Consider the following 17,196-nt stretch of genomic DNA (forward strand, 5'->3'; position numbering starts at 1 on the left):
CTTACCTCGCCCTGAGCACCACAACGTCCTGAAAGTCATGCAGCGCTCCGGTCCCAATATCCACGAGGTCGAAGTGCCGTGTCCATTCCGCCCTTATGTAAGGCTCGGAGATGAATGTGATGCCGTAGTCATACGTGGCGCTCGACAAGTGCCCGCTCTGGCGAATGAATCCATAGCAGGGTCCGTTTGCGAACCGGCGCTCCACCTCCTCGAGGCTGGGACGCGGGATGCACAGCATATCGAAAATCATCTCCTCGCCGAGTGCCCGATCCAGAGCGCGCTGGCCATGGATCGACAACATCAGGATGGCCCCGGGCGCGCACACCCTGGCCAGTTCGCCCAGATAGAAGCGGTGATCCGCTTCGGCAAGATGGCTGAAGACGGAGATGGAAATCACAGCGTCGAAACTGTTGTCGGCGAGCGGCAATCGCTGGCGCGGCTCGGTCTTGATGGCCTTCACATGCCCAAGATGGCCGTTCAGCCAGGCAACCAGATCGGCATCGATATCCACGCCCACATAGGTTCCCCGGAACCCATGAAACATCCGCGCAATACGACCCGCCCCGACGCCGAAATCCAGAACCGCACGGAAATCCTTCAGGGGAACCGGGCTCAGGGCGCTGAGCGAACGCAGGAAATGCACGCCATGGCTGGCGAAACCGAACGGATCGGTCAACCCGGAGGTCCGGTACATCAAAGGCTCCGGAGGGCACGGGGCGATGGTGCCCTCTGGCGCCCAGATACCATCGACGGGGAGGTTGAGGGCAAGCCAGCTTTCCAGATCGCCGTTGATGCCTTCGCTGCTCGGCGAACCCGCCGCGACCCTGTCGCCCTCAATCGAGATAGTCATGTGGCTTGCCTCTTCGCCTGGACGCTCTCGTAGAAGCGCACAACGTCGGCGGCCATATGGCGTGACGTGCGTTCATATTGCGTCAAGGCACTCATTGCCCGTGCCAGCCCCGGCTCCGCGGCAAAGCGGCCGATGACGCGGGTCAGAGCCGCGTCCGAACCTTGGGTGAACCCGAATCCGTTGCGCCCCTCCTCGATGAACTCGTTCATTCCCTCGACGTCCGAGATCACCACCGGCGTGTGGGTGGCGAGCGCCTGGAGAAGGATCAGCGGACTGTTCTCGACCCAGGTCGATGGGATGACGAGCACATCCATGGCGGCAAGCACCTCGGCGGTCCGCTCGACTGGAAATGTCCCGCGAAAGACGACCTCCAAGCCCTCTGCGAGCTGTCGAACCTCGCGCGCATAGGCGGGGTCCATGGTCTCGTCGCCATAGACGTCCAGTGAAAACTGATTGGAATCAAGGCGCCTCATGGCGCGCAAAAGGAGGTGGAGCCCCTTGTGCCGGGCCAGTTGGCCGATGAAGCCAAGCCGAGTGCGGCCGGATGGGCCTGGGGGCTTGTCCGAGCGGTCGATATCGATCCCAAAGCGGCTAAGCTCCAGCGGCACCGTGAGGCCGCTGGCCCGGTAAGCGTTCATCAGGAAACGGGTCGGCGTCAGCGCCCCCGCGTAGGCGCCATAGGCAGCCGAAAGGTGCCCCGGCCGCTCCTTCAATGCCGCGACGTTGGCGCGCCAGTTCGCGGGAGCAAGGCGAGGCATCCGAGCCACCGTCTCTGAAACGGCTATGCGCGCGATGCGGCGCCCAAAACCCGCCCGCGCTCCATCATGCGAGAAATAGGCGCAGGCCACGCAATTGGAGCGGCTGCGGTTCGGTCCAGCACAGCGCGTGCCGTCCACCGTGCTCAGCTTGTTGTTGAAGCAAAAGCCGAAAAAGTCCGTGAAGGTGGCAACGACTGGCTTTCCCGCGCCTCTCGCGACATCAAGCAAGGCGGATGTGTGGTTGAGCAGGTGACACACATGGATGATGTCCGGCTGGATCTCATCCAGGAGCGTACGGTGTACCGTGGCCAGGTCGGGCAGGTGAAAAGTGTCCCGCAGTCCCCGATCTGGAAAACGATTGCGATCGAACCGGATCACTCTGACGCCATCGATCGCGTAACGCTGGATGAAATCCTCTTGCCGCGGCTCCCCCGCAAAGGTCGCCGTGACGACCACCGGCTCATGGCCGAGTGCCAGAAGCTCCCGCGCTAGAGTTCGGGTATAGCTTTCTGTCCCGTAGAAATGTTCTGGGTAGTAGCAATGGACGAATAGGGCGATCCGCATTCCAGTTCCAGATCTGCGCGAAGCTCCGCCAGTACAAGATCAATACCCAGATCCAGGTCGATCCTCGGCACCCAGCCGAGACGCTCGCTGGCACGGTGGATGTCGAGCGTGGAGGTGGAGACATCAAAGTGGCGCGGGGCCACGTGCTGCACCTCAAGGGTCCGGTTCAGCTTCTTCTCGAGTTTGCCAATGACCTCTTTGAGCGAGTGCCCCCTGCCCGACCCCACATTGATCGGACCCGTCACCCGCCGCGCGGTTCCCGCCGCGATGAGCGCACTTACGACGTCGTCGAGATGGACGTAATCACGAACGACCTCGCCACTTCCATAGAGCTGCAGCGCCTTCCCGCTCAACGCGGCGCGCGCAAACAGGGTGACTGCGCCGAGGCCCCTGCTCTCATGCTGGCGGGCCCCATAACAGTTGCCGATCCGTACCGACATGCCATCGACGCCGTACAGATCCCGATACATCTCGATGTAACGTTCCACCGTCAGCTTGGAGACGCCATAGGCGCTGATGGGCCGGGTGGGATGATCTTCGCTGATGGGAAGGTGCTCGGGGGTGCCATAGACGCTGCCACCCGACGAAGCGAACACGATACGAAGGCCAGGCACACCACGTGCCGCCTCCAACATCCTGACGGTGCCCACCACGTTCTCCAGAACGTCCCGCGCGGGGTCGAGCACCGCGGTGGATGGAATGGACGACCAAGCCAGATGATAAAGGGTGGAAACCCCTTTCAGCAGGTCTCCCCAGCCATCGAAGGTGGCAAGGTCGACGCTCTTCCAAGACACGCCTCGCACGTTCGGCGCGTCCGCCACGCTTCGCGATGTGGCGATGATCTGCGTTTCACGTCTTGCAAGTTCCTGACACAGCCGGCGGCCGATCAGCCCCCCGCCTCCTACAACCAATGCCCCCATCACTGCCTCGCGGCGAGGCGCACCGCGCCTCGCAAATCGTGCGGAACGAAACGCTCCGACAACGCTAGTCCAGATGGGCGGACAGCAGAACCCGCGTGCGTCAGCCGCAGCTCTTCCCTCATCGACCCGCTGCCTTTTCACAACATTAGCGGGCACCACCACCACCCGCAACTCACAAAATCACCCACCAGGGTAAAGAGCGGGTAAAGCTACGCGCGGGGGGTAACTCGGCTGGCTTGAAGCGCTTCCGCATACACGGTGCCATAGGCTTCGACCATGGTTTCGACGGCGAAGACGCCCGCCCTTTCACGGTTTCGGGCACCAAGCGCATCGACCTCCGCAGGATCGTTCAGCAGCCGAAGCAGGATGTCGGCGAGTTCGGCCCTGTCGGCACCAAGGGTCTGTGAGCCGCCGAGGATTTCCGGCAACGCGCCCACCTTAAAGCCGGCCACCGCATGCCCCATCGCCATGGCGAAGGGAGAGACCTGTCCAAAGCTCTCTCGCACAACGGGGGCTACGAAAATCCGGAACCGGCTGTAGATCTCTGGCAGGTCCCCATAGGGAACCGTGCCGGTGAACTCGAAATTCTGGCGAACGCCAGCATCAATGACGCGACGGAGGAAAACCGGGAGCAGATCGCCGTTGCCGACGACGAGGATACGGGTGCGCGGCCGTCTGCGGGCGACGTCGATCATCGGGTCAAGGGAGTCTTCGCTCAGTTTGTCCCGGGTCAGCCGGTACACCATGCCGATCGTATCTTCCGCTTCTGGCGCGAAACGGCGGGGCGCGAAACGATCGAGATCAATGCCTGGATGAATCACCTTCCCATTGGTCACGTCTGGAGCGAAGGTGGCGCGGATATAATTCGACACGAAGAGATACTGCCCCACCCGCGGATCACGCAGCGGCTCGACGGGCGTGTTCACGTTCTGGACGAGGGCAGCCTGCGTCGCGCGGGCCGCGGCCAGCGCGCTGAGATACCAGGGCCGATCGCTCTCGCCCCAATAATGAATGTGGATGATGTCAGGCCGCACCCGCGCGTAGGCCGCGGCAAAGTCCTCCGCCGGCGATCCGAGCGGGACGACGTCCACCTCCATCCCCTCGTGCCGGCCGTGGGGCGGCAGGGCAGCGGTGAGAACCCGCATGTCGAACCTGTGGCCGAGCCTTTCCATCAGGTCCACGACGAGCTGGGTTGAACCGCCCACGAAAACATTCGGGATGACATGCAGCACCCGGGGCCGGTCAGGCAGGGCGGGTTGTTGCAGGCGCACGCGATAGACGACGGATCGCTGTCCGAAGACCAGGCGGGAAAAGTCCCGCATCAGGTTCCGGCCGGCCTTCCCCCAGCGGACTTGCGGCTGCCAGTGGCCCGCTTCATCCCGCCGCAGTTCCGTTCCCGTGGCAACGGCGAGCGTGCCCATCTCCTTCAGGAAGGCAAGGGATGGCCCCGGCTCGAAGATAAGCGTTCCGAGCCGCGCCAGCGGCAGCGGCAGGACCGGCGTCCGCTCCTGCCGGGCCTGCAATTGCTCGATCAAGTGCAAGAGCTGGTCAGAACGGACCTGCATGTCGGCCAGCTGCTGTCGGAGGTCGGCAATCTCTTTCGCGAGGCCGCCCGCTTCTTCTGCCGCAGCCTCGCCCTCCTGACCGGCCACGGTCGCTGGTACTCCTGTGGCAAGATCCATGGCGGCGGGCGGAACGGACAGGCATGGTTTCATAGCAGACGACGGGGTCCGATCGGTATGGCAATGTGTTTGGCGCGGGCAGCATCGCGGGGGAGCGACCTCGCAGGCGCGACATCCTATGGCACCGCTGGAGCACGCGCGCGCCATAAGGTAAGATAGACATGGCAAGCATCGGAATGCTAGTAGCGGCTCTGAAGCGCACTTGAAAGTTGAAGCTCCGACGGAGCGTTACCAGAGGGAGGAAGAGGCGGTGAGCCAACCCGTCTCGCCTACACAGAATTTATCTGTACGCGACGAGCTGACCGAATCGCTGGTGAAGCGCAATGCGCGGGTACGCGAGGAGTTGCGCCAGCGGGCTCGCGAGGCACGAAGGCGACAGCCTGTGGTGCGGCGGGCGGATGCCGGCTTCTGGGGCATCGAGGCGCTTGCCGCCATCCCCCAGCGACTGCCCCTGTGGCCGAGCTTCATCGTCCTCGTGCTTGTACCCACACTGCTCGCCAGCATCTATTTCGTCTTTATCGCCTCGCGACAGTACGTCTCGGAGGCGCGATTTGCGGTGCGCACCTCGGAGCATTCCGGGCTGGAGGGAATCGGCGGATTGTCCGCCCTGCAAGGACTGGCCGAGGTTCAGGATTCGCTGATCATCTCCAACTTCGTGAAAAGCCTCGCCATGGTGGAGGCACTCGACGAGAAGGTCGGCCTGCGCCAATTGCTATCCAAGCCGGACATCGACTGGTTTTCCCGCTTCAATCCGTCTCGTCCTGTGGAGCGCTTGGAGCGCGCCTGGCGGGCACAGATGGACACCAGCATCGAGGGTACGTCCGGCATCATCACGGTGCGCGTCTGGGCATTCAGTCCCGAGGATACGCTTCGCATCACCCGGGCCATCGTGAGCCTGTCGGAAGACATGGTGAACAAGCTCGGAGAACGCACCCGGAAGGACGCCATCGCCCAGAACCAAGCGGAATTGGAACGGGCGCAGGAGCGGCTGCGCAAGGCGCGTGCCGCCATGCGCGACCTGCGCAACGAGGTCGGCGTCATAGATCCGGTGCGGACCAATGAAGGTGTAGACAAGCTCATCAGCGAGCTTGAGAGCGACCTTACGCTCGTGGACCAGCAGATCGGCACCGCGCGGCGTACCCTGAGTCCCGACGCGCCGCAGTTCACCCTGCTGGATGCACGGCGCCAGGCGATCAAGGACAACATCACAACGCTGAAGGCGCGGCTGACCACCCGCACCGGTGCCGCCGGCGATACGCTCTCTGCCGTCATGACCCGCTACGACACGCTGGAGCTGGAACGGCAGATCGCCGAACGCCAGTACACGACCGCCGCCGAGGCGCTGGAGCAGGCGCGGGTGAACGCGGAACGTCGCGGCATGTATCTGGCAGCCTTCGTCAATCCGGTTCTCGCCCAGGAGGCCGACTACCCCAACCGCTTCTGGATGCCGGTGGCAGCAGCCGCGCTGTTCTGTGTGATCTGGCTCGTGATCCTCGCCGGGTTCGAGCTGGCGCGCCAGCTGAGGAGCTAGGCGGGACATGATCGTCATCGATCGCCTCACCAAAACCTATTGGACCCACTTTCAGCGCAAGACGGTGTTCTCGAACATCTCGGTTCGCCTCAACTCCAAGCTCAGCTACGGCCTGCTGGGACAGAACGGCGCGGGAAAGTCCACATTCCTCAAGATCATCGCGGGCACCGAGGCGCCCACCTCGGGTCGGGTCTATCGCTCGGTCCGCATGTCGTGGCCGCTGGGGTTCGCGGGCGGCTTCCATCCGATGATGACGGGGCGCGAGAACATCCGCTTCCTCGCCCGCGTCTATGATGCGGACATCACCGAGGTAACCGACTTCGTGGAGGATTTCTCGGAGCTGGGGCGCGACCTCGACCTGCCGGTGAAGACCTATTCCTCGGGCATGACCTCGCGCCTTGCCTTCGCCGTCTCCATGGCCATCGAGTTCGAATTCTATCTGGTGGACGAGATCACCGCGGTGGGCGACGCGCGCTTTCAGCTGAAATGCTCTCGCGCCTTCGCCGAGCGCCGGGCGCGGGCGGGCATGATCATGGCGTCCCATTCCACCGGTACCATCAAGGACTACTGCAATGCCGGGCTGGTCTTGCAACGCGGACGGCTGATGATGTTCGAGGACATCAACGACGCCATCGAGGTCCATCGCCAGCAGATGGAAGCCTGACCATGAGCGAAACGCAGGCCCGCCTCACGCGCTTTGCCGGCGAGAGCTGGTCCACCGCGCTTTCAATGCATGCGCGCGTGGTGGGCGCCCTCGTCATGCGCGACCTTCAGACGCGGTTCGGCTCCGGCTATGCCGGCTTCCTGCTCAGTCTGGTGATGCCCCTCGGTCATCTCGGCATCGCGCTGGCGATCCTGACGGTCATCGGCCGGATCCCCCCCATCGGCGGACGTCCCCTGACCTTCCTGATGACGGGCATCCTGCCTTTCGTGCTATGGTTCTACTGCCACAAGCAGATGATGCTTTCAATCATTCAGAATCGTCCGCTCCTATACTTTCCCGGCGTAGACTTTTTTGACATCCTTTTCGCACGCGGCATTGTAGAAGTGGTAACAGGATCCCTTATCGTAGCTTCAATTCTTACTACTATTTCAATTTTAGGGTACGATATAATTCCATCAAATGTACACTTATTTACTTACAGCTTGATAACTGCGTGGTTTTTCGGATTTGCGACAGGTCTAATTTTTGGCTCTCTTGGACTTTTATGGGCACCTCTTATTATGCTCGGCTCACTCCTAGGGCCACTGTTCTGGATATCTTCTGGTATTTTGTATCTACCCACGAGCCTTCCAGATCGCCTACAGGAGATGCTTCAATTTTTTCCTTTATGTCAGATTGTGGATATGGTGCGGGTCGCTTATTTCAATGAATATCAGAGCACATTCTCTGACCCCTTCCTGCTATTTTGCATCATTATCGGGATGATCCTTTTCGGCCTTTCCGCTGTGGTCGTCGCAAGGAAGATTGGCGGAGCCTAACCAGCTGAAAATACTCAACATTCAAACTGAACCCCTCTTGACTCAAGATTGACGTCGAGCCATAAACAGCGCCACTAAGTGGCCGCGTGCGTGAGGATAGAATGGCCAGCACCGCAGAGCAGCATCTGGGCGCGCATCTCCTTTGCCGGGGCAATGCCGAGACCCCCCTCTACCCCCTTTTTTTTTGCCCGGCGGCGGGATTGCAAAAGGTAGCGTGAACGAGAGGAGTTGGGTAGCAGACGGGAGTCTTCTATCAGTTTTCTCGCGGGCAGATCAGCCGACGTTCAATTTTGCCACCCAAGACATGGCAGGAACGTACCCAGGTGAATTTCTGCCGGATCAAACCCCACACATATTGCGACCGCTAGGCAATTTCGCACCTTTTATGCGAGGGCCCCTCGCAAATTCGACATCAAGCTACGACGAATTAAAGACCGCCACCAACAGGGGCGAAGACTTTTCGTTTATTGTTGCTCCACAAACCACAGTTGTTACTCCGTCACGGGGCCTTTGGCTTGACGGCTGCACCAATCTCCCCGGAAGGGCGCAACTTTTTCTTGCAGATAATTACGTTGGAGACGAAGTTTTTTTTCACGTCTTATTTGACGCCGTACTCTACAATGGGATGCTCGTTCAATCGAGCGGTGGCGAGGCAGTTTACGAAACCTGCTACCAAACCGAACTTCGATCGAGGTATTTAAAATATGCCGCCTTTGAGAATGATTCCGGCGTATTTCTTCCTCGCTTTGACGACGTCAAAAACAAGTCCGGGGCATGGTTTTTGCTCAACAATATGCTGGGAAATTTCGGACACTTTCATATTCAGAGTCTTTCTACGATTGGCATGCTCGATCAATGTAGAACCTTGTTTGGATCGGATCTGGCTGGCATCATCTCGACATCCCGGCCGGGACACCCACCGGAGGATCACGAAGAACCTTTTCGTATGAGCGCCTACGAAAGGTTTGGCGTGGACAAGTCTCTGATTTGGAACCCCCTTCTTGAGGAAGGAGTGGCATTCAAATTCGATGTTTTGATTGTACCCTCTACTCACCGGATTGATGAGAGATTAGCTTTTCACCCCTACCAAACCAACGTGATACGTTCCCACCTAGTTCACGACAAACCTATCACTCCAGGCAAACGGATCCTTCTCAGCCGGGCGGACATGGGTAACAAGCGTTCTGTCGCGAACTTTGACGATCTTGAAGCAGCTCTGCGCCCCCTTGGATTTGAAACGTTGGTCATTGGATCCATGCCTTACTCCGAGCAGCTTGTGACCTTGTCGGATGCAGAAGCGGTTGTTGGTGCGCATGGGGGAAACTTGACTAACATTATGTCACATCCGGGAAAATTGAAAATTCTTGAGCTCTTCCACACTTCCCAAATCAATGGATGGTTCAAACACGTCGCAGCTCTCTGTAACGCCGACTATTACGCTTACTGCGTTGATCCCATCGAACCCAATTGGTATTCGAGCTTCGTCGTCGACCCAGCGCTTGTTGCGAAGTGCGCCTCAACAATGCTTAGGCAGGGCTAAGATGGAAGAAAGTGGGAGTTGGATTCGTTACTTCAGTTTGCGGTTTTGAGGAAAGTTATTATGGCGAAGGTCCTGATTGTAGGTGCAGGCTTTGCGGGCGCTGTTCATGCGCGCGAGATTGCTGAAGCTGGCCACTCCGTCGAGGTCATCGACACGCGGCCCCATATCGGCGGCAATTGCTTCGACAGCGTCGATGAGACCGGTGTGCGCATCCACCGCTACGGGCCGCATCTTTTCCACACCTCCAACCAGCGGGTCGTGGACTGGCTCTCGCGCTTCACCGAATGGCTGACCTACGAACATCGCGTCGTCGCCCGCCTTCCAGATGGCCGGCTCGTGCCCATGCCGGTCAATCTCGATACCGTCAACGCGCTGTTCGGCCTCTCACTCTCCACCCCCGAGGAAGTCGCCGCCCAGCTTGCCGCCGTGAGCGTTCCGCGCGATCCGGTGGTGAATGCGGAAGACCACCTCTTCTCCACGATCGGGCCCGAGCTGACCAACCTCTTCTTCCGCCCTTACACCAAGAAGATGTGGGACATGGACCTGACGGAGATGGACGCCGCCGTGGTCCGCCGGCTGCAGATCCGCACCACCCGCGAGGCTGGCTATTTCACCAACGACACCTTCCAGGCCATGCCGAAAGACGGCTACACCGCCATCTTCGAGCGCATCCTTGATCATCCGGCCATCACCGTGAGGCTCGGCGTGCCCTTCAGCCACGCCATGCTGGACGGCTACGATCATTGCTTCAACAGCATGGCGATCGATGAATTCTTCGGCTTCGCCCATGGCGAGTTGCCGTATCGCTCCATTCGCTTCCACACCACCAGCATTCCGACCGCCGAGGCATCGCCTCACGTCACCATCAATTATACGGATGCCGGTCCCTATACCCGCGAGACGTGGTGGCACAACATTCCGGGCCATCTGGAGGCCTCCGGCCCGCGCGTGCTGCGCACCGTCGAAGAGCCGTGCGACTACCACGACAACAATCACGAGCGCTATTATCCGGTGAAGACTCACGATGGCCGCTTCGATCGGCTCTATCGCGAGTACGAGGCCGAGGCGTCCAAGCTGCCCCACGTCACCTTCATCGGCCGCTGCGGCACCTACCAGTATTTGGACATGCACCAGGTCATCAACCAGTCGCTCCTCAGCGCGGGCCGGTGGATCGCCGCGCAGCCGGCATAGGGGTTAGGTTCCTCGCTGACCCGGCGCGCCAAATTTGGCGCGTCAGCCCGCTGTCCGGGAGAGGTGGCCGAGGCACTTCACCGGCCGGTCTCCGAGCAGGATCCAACAAGCGCTGTCAACGGACGGTACGTCCGCCGCCGGCAGCACAGCGGAAAACCCCCAGCCGATAGTCGGATCAAGACCGAACGTGCCGGCCACGTCTGCGCGGGGAAACCTCTCGCAGGCGATCGTTCGCGTCCCAACTCGGAGGAAAGCGGCCCCACCCATTGCCGCTGGCCCCTTGAGCCAACCTCGCAGCTCAATCGCGCCCCCCAAGGGTGTGACCCGATACACGCCGTCCGCATGGGTGGCGCCCGAGACGATCTCCAGTCGGGCATCCACCTCCTCGTCACGGGTCGGATGATGCAGCCCAAGCAGAATCTTGATCAGCGTGAGGCGCGACGACAGCCGGCTCTCAAGCACATGCACCCTGTTGCCGAGAATTGCCGCGTCGAAACGGGCGCGATCGACTTCCGCCGCCACCTCGCTTTTCTCGCGGGCGGCAACCCGAACGCGATCATTCAGGTTGCGGATGAGCACACCATACTCGATCAGCCGCCGCCGGAACGCACGGATCGTTGCATCATGACCGTTCATTGCGCTGCCGCCTCGATCTGACCCGGCTCTTCGACGCCGAACAGCCGCAGCACAGCTCCCCGGTGCACCTCCGCCGCATGTTTCTGCCGCAGTCGCTCCTGAGCAGCGAGTGCCAGCCTGCGCCGCCGCTCCGGCTCCTCCGCCAGCGCGATCAGCGCATCGGCATACTCTGCCGCCAGCGCCGCATCGTCGGGCCCCGATGGCAGAAGAATGCCGGTTTCGCCGTCGACCACGAACTCCGCAATGCCCCCGACGTGCGGAGCGACGGAAGGCAGGCCCCAGGCTGCGGCCTCCAGCAGGACGTTTGGAAGTCCGTCGAACACGCTGGTGTAGAGAAAGGCGAAATGCTCGGAATTCACCACATCCGCGAAGCGCGCGAACGGGCCCCCATAAGCGATGTTGGGCCTGCCGGCGAACATCGCGGCATCAAAATCAGTCCCGTCGCCACGGACGTCGATCACGATGTCCGATGCCCGAGCGGCAAGCGAATCCGCGATGGCGGCGATCAATTCCGGCCGCTTCTGCGCCACGAGTCGCGAAGCCCAGAGCACCCTCCGACCCACGCCAGCCCGCGGTTCCGACCGAACCGGCTGGGGTGCATAGATCACCGCATAGCGATCGGCGTAGGCGCCGAGCCTGCGCACATCGGCTTCGACCACGCTGCCATTGTCGCTGACGATGCGGAAGAGATGCTCGACATGCGCATCGACGAAGGAAAAGCCCCAGGGCGCCGTCACCTGTTCGCCCTTCACATAGGAGCACTCGTCACAGAAGCGGTAGAAGATCGTTCTGCGTCCGCCGAGAACGGGCGCATAGGCTGAGAAAAAACGCTCCGCATAAACCGACTGGCGCAGATGGATCGTGGCATCGCCATAGGCTTCGATCAGACGCAGGGTTATGAGATCGACGAAGCGGTCTTCAAGATCAGGCCAGATGGCCTTGAAATCGACCACCTCGCACTCAGGCGGCAGGCACTCCATGTTCAGATTGGGGTCAGCCTCCCCGAGCAGCACCAGAATTTTCCGCGCCGGATCGCCTTCGAGAAGCGCCCGCATCACATCCCCAATGTACTTCTCCGCCCCGCCATGGCGCAGGAAGGGAAACAGGAAGATATCGGTGAACGTGGCCGCTCCGATGAGACGGCAAATTTCGAAGTATGCGGCCCCGACCTCGGCGTTGGACCACTCAAGGGCAGTGAAATAGGCGGACTGGTCAATCACGGAAGGATTGACAGCCGGCTCGATGGCATTGGCGGCGAGGATGAATTCGCAGAAGACGGGATTGTCGCTCAGGGGCAGGTGGATCGCCGGACGCAAGGCCGGACGCCTGTCCGCGGCACAATATGTGTCGTAGGCGCCCGCCATCACGTCGAGGAACACGTCCGGGCGAAAGAGCAGTGTCGGCGGTGTCTGGCGTACCGATTTCGCATTCGCCTCATTGAGAAGGCTCCCCCTCCTCTTCCGGTAAAACAGCGCTGTATTGCGAACGACATGGAGGTCCATTCCCCGCGCCACCGCTTCGGCGTTGAAATGCCAGTCCTCGTAGGCATAGCCGCTGCTCACGCGCGCATCTGCATAAGGATGCGCGAGGAAATAGGAGCGCGGACCGAATACGCGCGACACGTAAGGATGGGCGGCAAGGAAAGTTAGCTTGATCTCATCGTCCAACGAATAATACTGGCCGATAAAATCCTGTGCACCAAAGCCGATGAGCAACTCAGGGAACATCAGCGTTCGCTCGCCCGCCACGCTCGCCTGGGCCAGCATCTCGGACAGCATGTTGATCGAAACGAGATCGTCGCCATCAGCCGTGGCAATGAAGGTTCCATGTGCGGCACGGACGCCTGAATTGCGTGCCGGACCGAGCGAACGATGCTCCGTCACCACATGCTCGATGGCCACGAACCCCTTGAATGGATAGGTCCGCGCGATCGTGCTCGTCAGTGGATCGGTCTCGTCATGCACGACGACGAGTTCGCAGCGATACCCGAGATCGCCGGCGTAGAGGGCAGCTGCATCGAGCGAGGCTAGGCTGCGCGTCAACAGATGGCGCTCGCCATGCACAGTCAACACGATGGAGCAATCGAACGGCGCGACGCCCTCCCGGAGAAAGCTCATATGACCCGGCCCCCGACCACACCCCAACCAACCCTGTTGATTGACCGTTGGTCACCATACGAGGCGCCCAACGTACAACTCGGGAGAGATATACCGGTGAGGTTGCAGCCGCAATCAACCAGCAGCCTCCGACATCCCCGCGCGGGGCGCGGCGACGGTCTTCCCGACCGCTGGACGTGCCTGCCCATGAGGCGCATTGCGTGGTAGCATGCTGCGCCCATCCGCCGCAGATCATTCCGTCGCCTTGACGGAACGGGCGAAACCTAAGAAGTCTACAACCCCATTCCGAGACCGGTTCGTCGATGACGCAAGTTGCCGTGCAAGCATAGCGCTGATGCAAGTGCCCAGAGGATGTCTGATAGTTCGGACATGTGTAGAGGCAAAAAGACGCCAGGTTGCAACAGTTATAATTTTGCCAAACAACCATGCGACGGTGAGGTCATTCCAGAGATCTGAAGCGGGGATATTACATTGAACGCCTGGTACTTCACTTTCGAATATCCGCCCGATTTTGGAGGCGGCCTTTCGGAATACATGCGCCAGATTACAAATCTATATCTCAAGAACGAGACCCATTCCCTCGCAATATTTGCCATTTCCCATTCGATCGATGGACTTTATCAAGAGGAATGGCTAGCCGACAACATTATCCTGATTCGCATCAATCCCAGGAAGTCGTGGCATGGGGATGAGATTGGCGAATGGGTTTCGACCTCGCTTCAGTTCTCCCGGATAGCCGAACTTCTCGCCTCCCGGGCGGGCGGTCTGTTCGCGCGCCTCGGACGTCCGTCGTTTCTCGAATTCGCCGACGGCTTCGGCATCGGCTACGTCACGATCCAAAATCGGCTGTGCCTCAACAGATATCTCAAAGACATCCCGATTGTCGTCACGGCGCACACACCGACCTATTTCATCGACCGACTCGATCAAAGGCCGATCTATCGCCTGCCTGCCTATTGGCACGGCACCATGGAGCGATGGTGCATGCTTGCGTGTGACGGGCTCGTCTCACCCTCGCAGGCTCTGCTCGATGAATTGAAGCCCGATCTGCTCACCGACTTGCCTCGGCATACGGTGATTCCCAATCCATATGAGCTCCCGCCGCCCGGGGCCGCCCCCGGCCCCAGGATAGAATACGATCACGTCTATATCGCCTCGCGCCTGACCTACTGGAAGGGCATCGAACATGCGATTCGCGGCATGTCCCTGCTCTGGGACCAGGGCGTTCGCACGCCGCTGAAGATCTACGGATCAGACACCCATTTCAGTCCGTCTGGTGGGTCCTATCTCACTTTCCTGCAGTCCCGTTTCTCCCGATATTTTTCGGACGGGCTGATCATTTACGAAGGGCTGCGACCGCGATCCTATATTGAGCAGCAGGCGCGCACCGCCTATGCCCAATTGCACCCTTCGGTATTCGATAATTTCCCTTATTCCCTGCTTCAGGCCATGGGGGCCGGGCAAGTCTGCATCGCCGGCAAGCGCGGCGGCATTCGCGAAATTGCGCAGGACAGGAAGTCAATCTACCTCTGCGATGTGGAGAACCCGCGCAGTGTGGCCGACGCCGTCTCCCAAGTGATCAAGCTTAAGCCCGCGGCGAGGGCCGCCGTTGGCGCTGCCGCAAGGGCAGCAGTCGCCGAGCATTGCGACCCCCAGAAATTCTTCGCTGCCAAGAGCGCCTTCGTCGAGACACTCTCGACGAGCCGCACACACTTCCCGTTCTCGCTGCCGTCAGATGTATCCGGGCGTGCGAGCCACAGCCAGATTGAAGGGGACGGCCCGCGACTGTCGGTTGTCATCCCCTATTTCAACATGCACGAGTTCATCGACGAGACCATTGCCAGCATCCGGAAAAGCCATCTTGAGGATTGCGAGATCATTCTCGTGAATGACGGCAGCACCAGCCCCGACGCGCTCGCCAAGCTTGACGGCCTCCATCGGCGCCACGGGCTCGGACCCGAAGTCCTCCGCATCTTCAACGTTCCCAACGGCGGCGTCGCGGCGGCCCGCAATTTTGGCGCAGGCCACGCCAAGGGCCGCTACCTGACGCTGCTGGACGCTGACGATCTCGTTTCGCCCGCCTACTACGAGCAAGCGACTGCAATCCTCGACCATTACGAGAACGTCGCATTCGTGGGATGTTGGATCGAGGATTTCAATGAGTCCGGCAGGATCCGGCATTGGGCCACATCGAATGCCGAGCCGCCCCTTCAAATCGTGATGAATCAGACGAACTGCCAATCTCTTGTCTATCGTCGGGAAGTCTTCATCGAATTCGGGCAGCATGACCCGGATTTGAGAATGTTCCTTGATGACTGGGAAGGCGTAATCAAGCTGATCGCCAACGGCCAGTACGGAATAATGATCCCGAAGGCCCTGTTTGAATACCGCATCCGGAGCAATTCGATCTTCCGGACCAAGGTCAATCTGTGGGACCTCAATTTCGAGAAAATCACCTCGAAACACAAGGCTCTCTACGACCGCTGGGGCGCCGAGCTGGTCGCCTTTCTCAATGCGAACGGTCCCAACAATTTCTACCATGTCGCTGGCAAGCCCAGCACGCTCCAAAAGTGATCCAGGCCCTTGCGGCCCGGGGGGATCGGGGCACGGGACCAAGCCCCCTTCCTGCCTTGTCGCTTAATTCGGGTGCCCGGCATGTCCCGGCCCCTCTCATCCGGACCCGATACGGGACATCCGAGCCAGCATGAATATTGGAAGGAAAGCTTCCGTGAGTGCGATTGACGCCAAGACCCTGTTCGCCGCCTCCTTTATGAACGGGCTCGCCCTGGTCGGGGACAAGCCTCGCTTTTTCCGTCAAGGGATCGATCTCACCCCTAACGTCCGGGTTGAGTTCGACGCCCAGCCGGGCCGCGAATCGGGCATCCTGATCTCGCGCAAGTCCTTCAATGGCAACGTGTTCATTGAGATCGAGCCCCGCAAGCTGGAAGACGCGAACTGGCTGACGATCGAAATCACCCTCGATATCGACGATGTTCGGGAGACTTCGACTTTCGTCTCAATCCTGGATGCCTTCTCCGTCAAATCCGTTTCGGTCTTTTCCGTCCTGAGAGTCACATATCCCGATGGGCGGTGGGTGGATTTCTCTTCCGCCGAGCTGGAGTTCAATGCCACATCCACGACCCACGCCTTCCCGGTCGTTCTCTCCCAGAAGATTCAGGACGCCCTGGCAGGAGCGTCCGGCGCAAAGCTGATCTTCTTCATCGAGAGCCGCTCGACCGTATTCGGCATCTCCGAGGTTAGAACGATAGGCATCCTGCGGGACGCGAAGCTGCTCGCGATGAGAGCGAGCAGCGATTTGTTGACCCAGCTAGAGAACCGGACGCTTGAAGGTGCCCATCGGGCGGAGCTTTCGACCGAAGCCTTGACGATAGATGCCGCAACCCGGCGCGAGGTCGCGTGCTACGCCGAAGTCGCCCCGAATGTCTGCTTCAGCTTCGGCCCTGCCGCGGAGGAGGCAGTTGCCCTCTTGAAGATGGACGACAACATCGTCGTCGATCTGACGGGATGCGCGGATTCGGACTGGCGGACGATCGAGTTCCTGTTCCATCCGACGTCCGTCGGTGCCTGCAGGGGGCTCTTGATTGATATCCAGTCCAGCTATCTTCCGCAGCCTTCGGAGGCCATCCTCGAGGGGGTCTTCCGGATATTCGTCGAGGATGGCTACCAAGATATCAGCCTTGGAGGCATAGCCATCGACACGAATGGCACAAGGACGCAACAGGCCTACCCGCTCGATCTCACGGCCTTCCAATCCAACAGGTGCCGCCTGATCCTGTTCGTGCCCCCCACGTACGCCAGCCTCCTTTTCAAGTCCCTTGCCGTGACCCTGTTGCAGGTCAAGTGACAGACACGCGGAGGCTTGAAGCGGAAATCCGCAAGCCTCCGCCTGATGGCATCAGCAATC

13 protein-coding genes are annotated in these 17,196 nt (G+C 60.3%); 7 read left to right on the forward strand and 6 right to left on the reverse strand.

Features of this window, described 5'->3' with window-relative positions:
• Position 1 precedes the first annotated feature (1 nt).
• The 4 genes from V5F74_RS01715 to V5F74_RS01730 all read right to left on the reverse strand — a co-directional run bounded on the left by V5F74_RS01715 (position 2) and on the right by V5F74_RS01730 (position 4,744).
• The gene (locus tag V5F74_RS01715; RefSeq protein ID WP_374251059.1) at positions 2-850 is read right to left on the reverse strand and encodes a class I SAM-dependent methyltransferase; all 849 of its coding nucleotides are present in this window, start codon (positions 848-850) and stop codon (positions 2-4) included.
• Entirely contained in the window at positions 847-2,172 is a 1,326-nt protein-coding gene (locus V5F74_RS01720; protein ID WP_394005914.1) for a glycosyltransferase family 4 protein, read from the reverse strand. Before V5F74_RS01720 ends, V5F74_RS01715 begins: the two co-directional genes overlap by 4 nt.
• Entirely contained in the window at positions 2,097-3,092 is a 996-nt protein-coding gene (locus V5F74_RS01725) for an NAD-dependent epimerase/dehydratase family protein (RefSeq protein WP_394005916.1), read from the reverse strand. Before V5F74_RS01725 ends, V5F74_RS01720 begins: the two co-directional genes overlap by 76 nt.
• 209 nt (positions 3,093-3,301) lie before the next feature.
• On the reverse strand, positions 3,302-4,744 hold the full coding sequence (locus V5F74_RS01730) for a glycosyltransferase family 4 protein (protein ID WP_394005918.1): 1,443 nt from the start codon (positions 4,742-4,744) through the stop codon (positions 3,302-3,304).
• 280 nt (positions 4,745-5,024) lie between these two features.
• Here V5F74_RS01730 and V5F74_RS01735 point away from each other — a divergent pair, with 280 nt between their 5' ends.
• The 5 genes from V5F74_RS01735 to V5F74_RS01755 all read left to right on the forward strand — a co-directional run bounded on the left by V5F74_RS01735 (position 5,025) and on the right by V5F74_RS01755 (position 10,518).
• Positions 5,025-6,305 carry a hypothetical protein gene (locus V5F74_RS01735; protein WP_156026390.1) on the forward strand — a complete coding sequence of 427 codons (1,281 nt, stop codon included), beginning with the start codon at positions 5,025-5,027 and terminating at the stop codon, positions 6,303-6,305.
• 7 nt (positions 6,306-6,312) lie between these two features.
• The gene (locus tag V5F74_RS01740; protein WP_029558217.1) at positions 6,313-6,969 is read left to right on the forward strand and encodes an ABC transporter ATP-binding protein; all 657 of its coding nucleotides are present in this window, start codon (positions 6,313-6,315) and stop codon (positions 6,967-6,969) included.
• Positions 6,970-6,971: 2 nt separating this feature from the next.
• Entirely contained in the window at positions 6,972-7,787 is an 816-nt protein-coding gene (locus V5F74_RS01745; RefSeq protein WP_394005921.1) for an ABC transporter permease, read from the forward strand.
• A 214-nt stretch (positions 7,788-8,001) separates the two neighbouring features.
• Complete coding sequence (locus V5F74_RS01750) at positions 8,002-9,327, forward strand: glycosyltransferase family 61 protein (protein ID WP_394005923.1); 1,326 nt, start codon at positions 8,002-8,004, stop codon at positions 9,325-9,327.
• Between the two features lie 60 nt (positions 9,328-9,387).
• Positions 9,388-10,518, forward strand: a complete 1,131-nt coding sequence (locus V5F74_RS01755; RefSeq protein WP_394005924.1) for a UDP-galactopyranose/dTDP-fucopyranose mutase family protein — start codon at positions 9,388-9,390, stop codon at positions 10,516-10,518.
• Positions 10,519-10,560: 42 nt separating this feature from the next.
• On the opposite strand, the gene V5F74_RS01760 is transcribed toward V5F74_RS01755, so the two are convergent.
• Together V5F74_RS01760 and V5F74_RS01765 are read right to left on the reverse strand one after the other, a co-directional pair.
• The gene (locus V5F74_RS01760; RefSeq protein ID WP_029558213.1) at positions 10,561-11,154 is read right to left on the reverse strand and encodes a hypothetical protein; all 594 of its coding nucleotides are present in this window, start codon (positions 11,152-11,154) and stop codon (positions 10,561-10,563) included.
• Positions 11,151-13,271 (reverse strand): glycosyltransferase, encoded by a 2,121-nt coding sequence (locus V5F74_RS01765; RefSeq protein WP_051679200.1) that lies wholly within the window; start codon positions 13,269-13,271, stop codon positions 11,151-11,153. Before V5F74_RS01765 ends, V5F74_RS01760 begins: the two co-directional genes overlap by 4 nt.
• Positions 13,272-13,742: 471 nt before the next feature.
• Here V5F74_RS01765 and V5F74_RS01770 point away from each other — a divergent pair, with 471 nt between their 5' ends.
• A complete protein-coding gene (locus V5F74_RS01770) occupies positions 13,743-15,845 on the forward strand; it encodes a glycosyltransferase (RefSeq protein WP_029558211.1) in 2,103 nt (700 codons plus the stop codon).
• 154 nt (positions 15,846-15,999) lie between these two features.
• Entirely contained in the window at positions 16,000-17,136 is a 1,137-nt protein-coding gene (locus tag V5F74_RS01775; protein ID WP_029558210.1) for a hypothetical protein, read from the forward strand.
• Positions 17,137-17,196: the final 60 nt, after the last annotated feature.

The sequence above is a fragment of the Xanthobacter aminoxidans genome (assembly GCF_043193615.1).
Classification (GTDB): Bacteria; Pseudomonadota; Alphaproteobacteria; order Rhizobiales; family Xanthobacteraceae; genus Xanthobacter; species Xanthobacter aminoxidans.